General features: G+C 33.6%; 7 protein-coding genes. All 7 read left to right on the forward strand.

What is annotated here, in order from left to right; genetic code table 11:
* Window positions 1-717, forward strand: a 717-nt coding sequence (gene mch / locus QZ138_RS10360) for a methenyltetrahydromethanopterin cyclohydrolase (protein ID WP_292888959.1), incomplete at its 5' end; no start/stop codon positions are given.
* A gap of 132 nt (window positions 718-849) precedes the next feature.
* Complete coding sequence (locus QZ138_RS10365; RefSeq protein WP_292888960.1) at window positions 850-1,563, forward strand: DUF4013 domain-containing protein; 714 nt, start codon at window positions 850-852, stop codon at window positions 1,561-1,563.
* 158 nt (window positions 1,564-1,721) lie between these two features.
* Window positions 1,722-2,267, forward strand: a complete 546-nt coding sequence (gene rbr, locus QZ138_RS10370) for a rubrerythrin (RefSeq protein ID WP_292883246.1) — start codon at window positions 1,722-1,724, stop codon at window positions 2,265-2,267.
* Window positions 2,268-2,360: 93 nt separating this feature from the next.
* Window positions 2,361-2,906, forward strand: coding sequence for a rubrerythrin (rbr, locus tag QZ138_RS10375; RefSeq protein WP_292888961.1), 546 nt, complete (start codon window positions 2,361-2,363; stop codon window positions 2,904-2,906).
* A 78-nt stretch (window positions 2,907-2,984) separates the two neighbouring features.
* Complete coding sequence (locus QZ138_RS10380; RefSeq protein ID WP_292888962.1) at window positions 2,985-4,397, forward strand: nicotinate phosphoribosyltransferase; 1,413 nt, start codon at window positions 2,985-2,987, stop codon at window positions 4,395-4,397.
* A gap of 4 nt (window positions 4,398-4,401) precedes the next feature.
* Window positions 4,402-5,382, forward strand: coding sequence for a choloylglycine hydrolase (bsh, locus tag QZ138_RS10385; protein WP_292888963.1), 981 nt, complete (start codon window positions 4,402-4,404; stop codon window positions 5,380-5,382).
* 558 nt (window positions 5,383-5,940) lie between these two features.
* A partial coding sequence (locus QZ138_RS10390) for a right-handed parallel beta-helix repeat-containing protein (RefSeq protein WP_292888964.1) occupies window positions 5,941-10,685 on the forward strand: 4,745 nt, incomplete at its 3' end.

Consider the following 10,685-nt stretch of genomic DNA (forward strand, 5'->3'; position numbering starts at 1 on the left):
TCACCTTCTATTTCAACTTTAGGTTCTCAAAAAGCAGGTTGGTCCGTTAGTGTAGGAGATTTCTTCGCATTAGGTTCAGGTCCTGCTCGTGCAATCGCATTAAAACCGGCTGAAACCTATGAAGAAATCGATTATGAAGACAAAGATGCTGATTTAGCTATCTTAACTTTAGAAGCTGATGTATTGCCGGGTGATGATGTGGCTCAATACATTGCTGATGAATGTGATGTTGATGTTAAAAATGTCTACTTGCTTGTAGCTCCTACTTCTTCTTTAGTCGGATCTATTCAAATTTCCGGAAGAGTTGTTGAAAACGGAACTTACAAAATGTTGGAATTCATTAAATTCGATGTAACAAAAGTAAAACATGCTGCAGGTATTGCACCAATCGCACCTGTTGACCCAGACGGACTTAAAGCTATGGGTAAAACCAATGATGCAGTATTATTCGGTGGAAGAACCTACTACTATGTAGAATCTGAAGAAGGCGATGATATTGCTAATGTAGCAGCTCAATTACCATCTTCCGCTGCTGATGGATATGGTAAACCGTTCTTCGATGTATTTAAAGAAGCAGGATTTGATTTCTACCAAATTGATAAAGGAATGTTCGCTCCTGCAGAAGTAGTAATCAATGATTTAACTACTGGTAAAATTTACAAAGAAGGATTTGTTAACGCAGATTTACTTAAAAAATCCTTCGGTGTCGATGAATAGATTTTATTCTATTCTTTTCTTTCTTTTTTTTAAAAATTTCACATTATATTTAAATATTATATAAAACAAAATTATTATTAACACTTTAATATAGTGTTTTTTGTTTAAAATAAATTACAATAAGGTGAAAAAATGGGCTTGGGTGATATTTTATCAAAGTCGATATCTTATCCATTTTCTAATTTAACAAAATTTTTGATTGTAGGTCTTATTTTTGTTATTTCTGATATGGATGGGATTTTCTACGGATTATTTGGACCAAATTCATTTATGGCCATCATTGGAATAATAATTGCTATAGTATTTTCAGTTATTTTGAGCGGTTATTCAATTGATGTGATTAAAAGAGGAGTTGATAACTCTAATGAAATTCCTGATTTTGATTTTGCAAATAATTTTGTAGACGGTATTAAAGTATTAATTATCGGATTGGTTTACTTCATTATTCCAATTATCATTACTCTTGTTCTTTTATTCATGTTTGGTGCAATTGGAGCAGGATTGGATAAAATGGCAGGATCTTTAGGAATTTGGGCAGTTTTCGCAGTAATTATATTTATCATATTTGGAATATTTGCAATAATTGCTGAAGCAAGATTTGCTATATCACGCAGTATCGGCGATGCATTAAGCATTGGAGAAGTATTTGCGGACGTAAAAAGAATTGGAATATTGAACATTATCTTGTTCCTAATTGTTGTATCCATTCTTTTGATTGTTTTAGCTTTAATTTTATCAGTAGTAGCAATCATTCCGGTCATTGGTATAGTGATAGTTGACCTTATTCTTGGCGGATTTGCCCTGTTATTTGTCAATTATGGTGTAGGTTTAATATATTCAGAATAGATAACCTTTCTATTCTCTTTTTTTTGTCAATATTTTCATAAGTATAACTCGACTCAATTTTAAAAATTTTTCAATAAATTTTTAAATGATGATTAATATATATTCTATCATTCTATATAGAATAAATACTTCAATTATTAATAATGGAGATGTATAAAATGGCAGATTTAAAAGGTTCAAAAACTGAAGCAAACTTACAAGCAGCTTTTGCTGGTGAGTCCCAAGCACATACCAAATACCAATACTTTGCTGCAAAAGCAAAAGAAGAAGGATATGTTCAAATCCATGATATTTTCATGGAAACTTCCAAAAACGAAAGAGAACATGCAAAAATCTGGTATAAATTGTTACATGATGAAGAAATTCCTGACACAATTGAAAACTTAAATGCAGCAGCCGACGGTGAAAACGAAGAATGGACTTCCATGTACAAAGAATTCGCAGAAACCGCTAAAGAAGAAGGATTCGCAAAAATTGCATTCTTATTTGAAAAAGTAGGCGCAATCGAAAAAGAACATGAAGAAAGATACAGAACTTTACTTGCAAATGTTGAAGCAGAATCCGTATTCAAAAAAGAAGAAGAAATTGAATGGAAATGTGAAAACTGTGGATTCATTTTCAAAGGTTCTCAAGCACCTGAAATGTGTCCTGTTTGCGGAGTTCCAAAAGCACACTTCGAAGAAAGAGCTACTAACTTCAAATAAGCTCTTAACTTTTTTTTATTTTTTTTAGTTACTGATTACTCACCAAATGTTTAAATAGTCTTTTATGATATTTTAATTTAGAGGTTTGATATTATGGCAGATTTAAAAGGAACAAAAACCGAAGAAAATTTAAAAGCAGCACTTGCCGGTGAATCACAAGCACGTGTAAAATATGAATTTTATGCTTCTCAAGCTAAAAAGGACGGTTATGTGGAAATTAAAGAGATTTTCCAGGAATCATCCGACAATGAAAAAGAACATGCAAAAATCTGGTTCAAATTATTGAACGGCGGCAAAGTCCCTGACACTGAAAGCAATCTCGCAGATGCAGCAGCAGGTGAAAACTTCGAATGGACTTCAATGTATAAGGAATTCGCTGAAACCGCTCGTGAAGAAGGCTTTGATGATATAGCAAATTTGTTTGATGCTGCAGGTGCTACCGAAAAGGCACACGAAGACAGATACAATGCATTAGCTGACAAAATCAAAGCAGGCACTGTATTTAAAAAGGACGAAGAAATCGCATGGAAATGTAACAATTGTGGATACATCCATTATGGTAAGGAAGCTCCTGAAGTTTGCCCATTATGCGATCACCCACAAGCACACTTCAGAAAACAGGATACTAGTTACATCTAGATTCCTTTTTCTTATTTTTTCTTTTTTTAGCAATATTTATATTTTATAACAATCATATATCAATTTAAAGGGGATATTATGATTGAAAACAACATTTGTCTTTTAACTGATAGTTATAAAGTAACTCATCACTATTTTTACCCAAAAGGCACTGAAAAGATTTATTCATACCTTGAAAGCAGGGTAGGTGCTGAGTTCAATAAAACAATTTTTTACGGACTCCAGTATATAATTAAAAAGTATTTAAAAGGCTCTGTAGTAACTCAGGAAAAAATTGACGAAGCGGATAAACTCATATCAGCCCATATAGGGGAAGGCATTTTCAACAAGGAAGGCTGGGAGTATATCCTTGATGAATACGATGGCAAACTTCCTATTGAAATCAAGGCAGTTGCTGAAGGAACTCCTGTGGATGTCAGCAACGTTTTGATGACTGTTGAAAACACTGATAGGAAATCATACTGGCTGGTGAATTACCTTGAATCACTTCTCCTTCAGGTTTGGTATCCTTCAACTGTAGCAACACTGTCTGCGGAAGTCAGAAAACTATCAAATTTTTATCTGGATGTTACAGGTTCTCAAAAGGATAATCTGGACTTTATGCTTCATGATTTCGGATATCGGGGAGCAACATCAACAGAATCATCAATGCTTTGCGGATCTGCTCATCTTCTTAGCTTTTCAGGTACCGACACTATTCCCGCATTGACAATTCCTGAAAATTATTATAATGATTCCAACTTATATGGATTTTCGGTTCAGGCAACAGAACACAGTGTCATGACTTCACTTGGTCCTGAAGGCGAATTTGACCAGATTATGAATGTTATAGATAATGCAAGGGAAGGAATCCTATCCATAGTAATTGACTCATATGATTATAGGAATTTTTTAATCGAAGCGGGAAAGTCAGGAAGCGAACTGAATGAAGCTATCTTAAATTTCCTGGATGGTGAAGGCAATAAGGTTGTATTCAGACCGGATAGTGGAGAACCTGTTTCAACAACAATTGACTGTTTGAATCTGCTTTCACAGGGTTTCGGCTCCCATTTGACAGATAAAGGATACAAGGTTTTTGACTTGAACATTGGTCTTTTGTGGGGAGACGGCTTGAACTATCACAAAATTAGGGATATACTGTTTGCAATGAAATCCAACGGCTGGGCCGCTCAAAATATTATCTTCGGTATGGGCGGCGGTCTTCACTCATCGCTAACCCGTGACACTCAAAGAAATGCATTCAAATGTTCAGCACAACTGCGGGACGGAGTATGGCATGACATATTTAAAAACCCTCTGGATTCAAGTAAAAAGTCAAAAACCGGAAGGTTTAAATTAATCAAAGAAAACAATTCATTTAAAACAGTTCCAATAGACTGTGATGGTGTAGATTATCTTCAAACAGTATTTAAGAATGGTGATTTATTGATTGAAGATACTTTTGGGGAAATTAAATCAAGAGCATTGATGTATTCAAATTTCGGCAGGTGAAAATGTGTGCACAGCAAGCAATTATATTACAGATAAGCATTATTTTGGACGCAATTTTGATTATGAGATTTCATATAATGAACGGGTAACAATAACTCCTCGAAATTATGAGTTCAAATACAGAAAAATTAATGACGTTAAAAGTCATTATGCCATAATCGGAATTGCTGCAGGCATTGATGAGTATCCCCTATATTATGATGCATGCAACGAAAAGGGATTGTCTATTGCAGGACTGAACTTTGAAGGTAATGCAGTCTATAATGACTGTGAAAATAATATGATTAATATTGCCCCTTTTGAGTTGATTCCATATATACTAAGCAGTGCATCTACAGTGTTTGAAGCCCGAAAATTACTTGGTGAAATTAATCTTGTTGACATCAATTTTGCCGATGAACTGCCATTATCTCCACTTCATTGGATGTTGTCTGATAATAACGGCAAATCCATTGTGGTTGAACCGTTGGAAGATGGATTGAAGATATATGACAATCCTGTAGGTGTTCTTACCAATAATCCTCCTTTCGATAAACAGCTATTCACTTTAAATAATTATAGAAACCTGTCCAATAGAAATCCTGAAAATACCTTTGGCGGAAGCATTGATTTGGATGAATATTCAAGGGGCATGGGTGCAATCGGTCTTCCCGGAGATTTGTCGTCATCCTCAAGATTTGCAAAGGTAGCATTTACACGGGCAAATTCATACTCTTCAGGAGATGAGGCAAGTTGCGTCAGCCAGTTTTTCCATATTCTCGGCTCTGTCGAGCAGCAGAATGGTTGTACATTCATCGATGATCCGGATTTGTTTGAATATACCATTTACACATCATGTTACAACACCAATGATGGAATTTTATATTACAGAACCTACAATAATTCGCAAATAACTGCCGTCAGTTTGGCCAATGAGGATTTGAATTCAAAGGATTTGATTAATTATCTGTTAGTTAATGATGAACAAATTAAATTCATTAATTAAACCTTTTTTTTTAAATGAATGATTTATTAAATGTTGTAATAAATATTTGTTTTATAATTTCATGATTTTGTATATCTGTAAATTGGTGATGAACAAATTAAATTCATTAATTTAACTTTTTTTTTAATTTTTTATTAAATGAATGATTTTTTTTAACAGTTGCAATATAATGTTAATCGTTCAAAAATTTATAGGATTATTGATATTAATGTTATGATGTAATTTTTTATTTACCCATAAATGGTCTATTTTTTGTTTTATATATGTTAAACTATTTATATTTGGAAGAATATAAATATATAAGAATAATCTTAGTTTGCCGAGATTATTCAATTTTTATTAATTGACTGGATCAGGGGGTGAAAACGAAAAATGAAAGGCAAAAAGTTAATCGTGATAATGGCTATAGTTATTCTTATGTTTACTATTCAGGCGTCTTGTGCGCTTGAAAATGATAATGACTTTAATTTAACACAAACAACTGATGTTAATACAGTTAATAATCAAATAGTTGATGATAATGTAATTACTAATCAAGTTAATGATGTAAAGAAAGAGTTGAATGACTCTGCAGACATTACAAAGAATGTTAGCGTAAGCTCTAAAAGTAGTGTTTTGGGTGCTTCCAATGAGAATAATGTTTTAGGTAGAGATTGGACTCCGTCTACTAATACTATGAAGGCATTAAGAGAACTACTCACAAATCCAAATCTACAGAATGGAGATAATGTTTTCCTGAATGGTTTGACATATAAAGGTGAGTTTGAATATTTTACAATAAAAAAATCTATTAATATTTATGGAGGTAACTCAATTGATAGCAGTATGAAGGCTACACTTGACCTTTCTCAATTTATTCTTCCACCTGCTACCAATCAACATAAAAATAAGCCGAGGTTTAATTTTGAAAAAACTTGTAAAATTACTGGTGTTAATTTTGCAAATTATTATGCTACTTCTGATAATATTGATCCGGATGCAATAATTCCTGAAAGAGGGAATTTAATTTCTCTTAAAGCACCGACTTCATTTTATAATTGTACTTTTGAAAACAATACTGTTTATCAAAAGTCATATATTATATCTTATGATGGTGGTGCTGGAAGTAGAGCTACAATTGAAAATTGTGAATTCTATAATAATACTGCTTCTATTATAGTATGTATTGGAACAAGTGGCCCTATTGTTAGAGGTAACAATAATTTATTCATAAACAATAAGGGAACTATTAATCTTGAGGAGCAAGCTAAATCAAATTCTTTAGGGTTATGTTTTAAAGTTACTTCTAATGGTTGTTCTTTCGATAATAATATATTTATCAATAACACCAATGCAGTACATGGTTCAGCTTATTGTGTAAATGCATACGATGTTGTTATATCCAATAATTATATCGAAAATAACTCTGCATCATATGGTGCTGGTATTGAATGTCACAAAGGGACAATAAAAGTTTATAACACAACTTTCATAGGAAATAAAGCTTATGGAAAAAATACCATGAACCCTACTAGAAGTGGCGGTGGTGGTGCTATTGCTTTTATTGGACCAAATAACTACATAGACAATTGTACATTCATCAATAACAGTGCTGAAAAATTTGGTGGAGCGATGGATATTCATACAGTTGATCCTGAAAGGGCTGATAACACTGTAGTTGTAAACTCTAGATTTGAAAATAATTTTGCTGAAAATGATTATGGTGGAGCTATCTATATTCAAGGTAATAATGCAAACATTACAAACTGTACCCTTACGAATAATTCCGCACCTATTGGTGGAGCAATACAAATTGTAGGTTCCAATGCTGGCATCTACGATTCAAAATTAGTTGAAAATAATGCTATTCAAGGTGGTGCTGTTTATATTAAGGGAAATGATGCAACTGTAATCAACTCAACATTTACAAATAACACTGCAACTCATAATCTGGGAAGTAAAATTAGTGATAATTCTTCTAAAGTTACTTCCGGTGGAGCTATGTATGTTGAAAGTAACAATGTAAACGTTTTTGATACTTCCTTTGAAAGTAATGTTGCTGAAGGTAATTTTTCAACAAAAACTGGTTTGGGTGGAGGTTTATACATCATAGGTCAAAATCCAGATTTTGGCAATGTTAATTTCACACAAAACGATGCTACATTTGGTGGTGGTGTTTATATTGAGGGTAACAATGTCGACGCTTCAAACATAAACCTGTACAATAACACTGCTGTTCAAGGTGGTGCTGTTTATATTGACGGTAATGATATAACTCTTGATAAAATCACTGCAAAAGAAAACAATGCTATTCAAGGTGGTGCTGTTTATATTCAAGGTCAAAACACTGAGGTGTATAATTCAACATTTGAGGACAACCTTGTCACTCGTGATATTGATTTAATCAAACCTGGTGCTGAAACTCTTTTCACTATGGGTGGCGGTATCTATATCAATGGTAATAATGTGGCAGTAACTGGTAATAATACTTTCAGAAGAAATACTGCTTCAGGATCTATTAATGGTGGTCTTGGTGGTGCTATTGCTATAGAAGGTGGTAATACTACCATATATGATGGCCAGTTTACTTTGAATGAAGCAGTTAGAGGTGGTGCTATATATGTTGATGGTGCTAATACTACTGTAAAAGATATGTTCTTCACAACAAACAATGCTGTTCAAGGTGGTTCAATATTCATTAATGGTGTTAATACTAACATTACTGGTAATACATTCTATGATAATAATGCAACACATAGTCTATATTTCAATTCTAGTTCAGTAATTAACTTAACTACTAAAGGTGGTGCTATCGCTGTTAGAGGTGATTATTCTATTATAACTTATAATAACTTTACCTATAATGCTGCTATAGGTACTAATCCTACTGGTGGTCTTGGTGGTGCTATTTCTGTTGATGGTTATCACACAAATATTACTGATAATATATTTAATGATAATGAAGCTATCAGGGGTGGTGCACTATATGTAAATGGTACTAATACCACTATTTACAATGCTAACTTTACATATAATAGAGCTATTAAAGGTGGTGCAGCTTATGTTAATGGTGTTAACACAACTGTTGTAAATTCACAATTCAAGTACAATAATGCTACACATAACCTAACTTACAACTTAAATCCTATATTTGATAGTGTACCTGCTGAAGGTGGTGCTATTGATATTGTAGGTAACAACACCTTATTGGATAATTTATTATTCTCTGAAAACAATGCTATTGGAGTCAATCCTGATGGCGGTCTTGGTGGTGCTGTTGCTGTAAACGGTTATGATACTAAAATTACTGATGTTAGCTTTGATTTGAATCAGGCTATTAAAGGTGGGGCTGTATATGTTAATGGTGTTTTAAACTCCCTTAATTATACTAATTTCACATCCAATAGTGCGATTCAAGGTGGAGCAGCCTTTATTATTGCATTTAATACTACAATTTTAGGTTGTGAATTAGATAACAATACTGCAACTCATGATTTAAGATTTTCAGTAAGCACAGAATTAGACAAACTCACTACTTTCGGTGGTGGTGTTGCAATCCAAGGTGATGATGTAAATATAATTAATTCCACTTTCACCAATAATACTGCTGTTGTTAAATATGAAAAAGGTGGTTTAGGTGGTGCTGTTGCTGTAAACGGTTCAGACAACTTCATATTCAATTCCTCATTTAAGGATAATGAAGCAATTAAAGGTGGTGCTTTCTACTTTGAAGGCGGATCTACTTTAATTGATGAATCAAATTTCACAGACAATCACGCAATAAATGGTGGATCTGGTTATATTGCTGGAGAGAATACTGTTATTAAAAATTCTCTATTTGAAAATAACAATGCAACTCATGACCTGAAATATGATTTGCCGGACGTTTTGAAAAATTCAAAAACTGCCGGTGGAGCGATTTACATTGTAGGACATGACATTAATGTAACTTCAAGTAATTTCACAGATAATCATGCTAATGCTAAAAATGAAAGTGAAAGTATTGGTGGAGGTGCATTTTATATTGAAGGGAACAATGTAAATATTAGTAAATCATCTTTCACAAATAACACTGCATTAAAAGGTGGTGCTGTATTCCTCACCGGAAATGATACTGCAGTATATGATTCTACCTTTACTAAAAATTCCGTAACCCATTTTACAGTTATGGAAGGATTTGGAGGAGCAGTATATCTCGAAAATTCACATAATAGTGATTTTACAAGATGTAATTTTGTTAATAACACTGCTTCCATAAATGGTGGAGCTATCGACTGGCACGAAGGTGTAGAATGTATCTTTGAAAACAATACTGCTGGATCTAATGCTGGAGCAGTATTCTGGTTTGGGCAAGGAGGTATTATTAAAGATTCAAATTTCACAAATAACACTGCTAAAGGAGATGTTCAATGTTCAATGGGTAACTCTGGAGATGGTGGAGCTATTATGTGGACAGGATCTGATGGTACTGTAGATAACTGTAATTTCATCCATAATGACGCTATTAATCGTGGTGGAGCAGTATTCTTACGTGGTATTGAAGGTAGAGCAGAATGTGATAACAATTCATTTGTCAATTCTCACTTTGAAAATAACCTTGCTGGAACTAATGGTGGTGCTATTGATTGGCATGCAGGTGCTACAAATGGTAAAATCGAGAATTCTACATTTGTGAATAATTCTGCTAAGGCTAATGGTGGTGCTGTTTATTGGTATGGTAATAATGGTACTATTGAAGGTTCTAATTTCACTGATAATCGTGCTTTAGGTACTGCAACTGGTACTTATGGTGATTCTGGTGAAGGTGGTGCTGTTATTTGGACAGGTTCTAATGGTCGTGTAGATAATTGTAATTTCATTAATAACTCTGCTGTTAAGAATGGTGGTGCTGTTTATTTACATAATTTGACTGCTGGTGGTTGTGATAATACTACATTTAGTAATTCTCGCTTTGAAAATAACTCTGCTGGTGTTAATGGTGGTGCTATTGATTGGCATGATGGTGCTACAAATGGTAGGATTGAAGATTCTACATTTGTGAATAATTCTGCTAAGGCTAATGGTGGTGCTGTTTACTGGTTTGGTACTAATGGTACTATTGAAGGTTCTAATTTCACTGATAATCGTGCTTTAGGTACTGCAACTGGTCCTTATGGTGAGTCTGGTTGTGGTGGTGCTGTTATTTGGACTGGTTCCAACGGTTTGGTTGATGATTGTAACTTTATAAATAACTCTGCTGTTAAGAATGGTGGTGCTGTTTATTTACGTAATTTGACTGCTGGTGGTTGTGATAATACTACATTTAGTAATTCTCACTTTGAAAA

This window comes from Methanobrevibacter sp. UBA212 (genome assembly GCF_905233225.1).
In the GTDB taxonomy this organism is placed as follows: domain Archaea; phylum Methanobacteriota; class Methanobacteria; order Methanobacteriales; family Methanobacteriaceae; genus Methanocatella.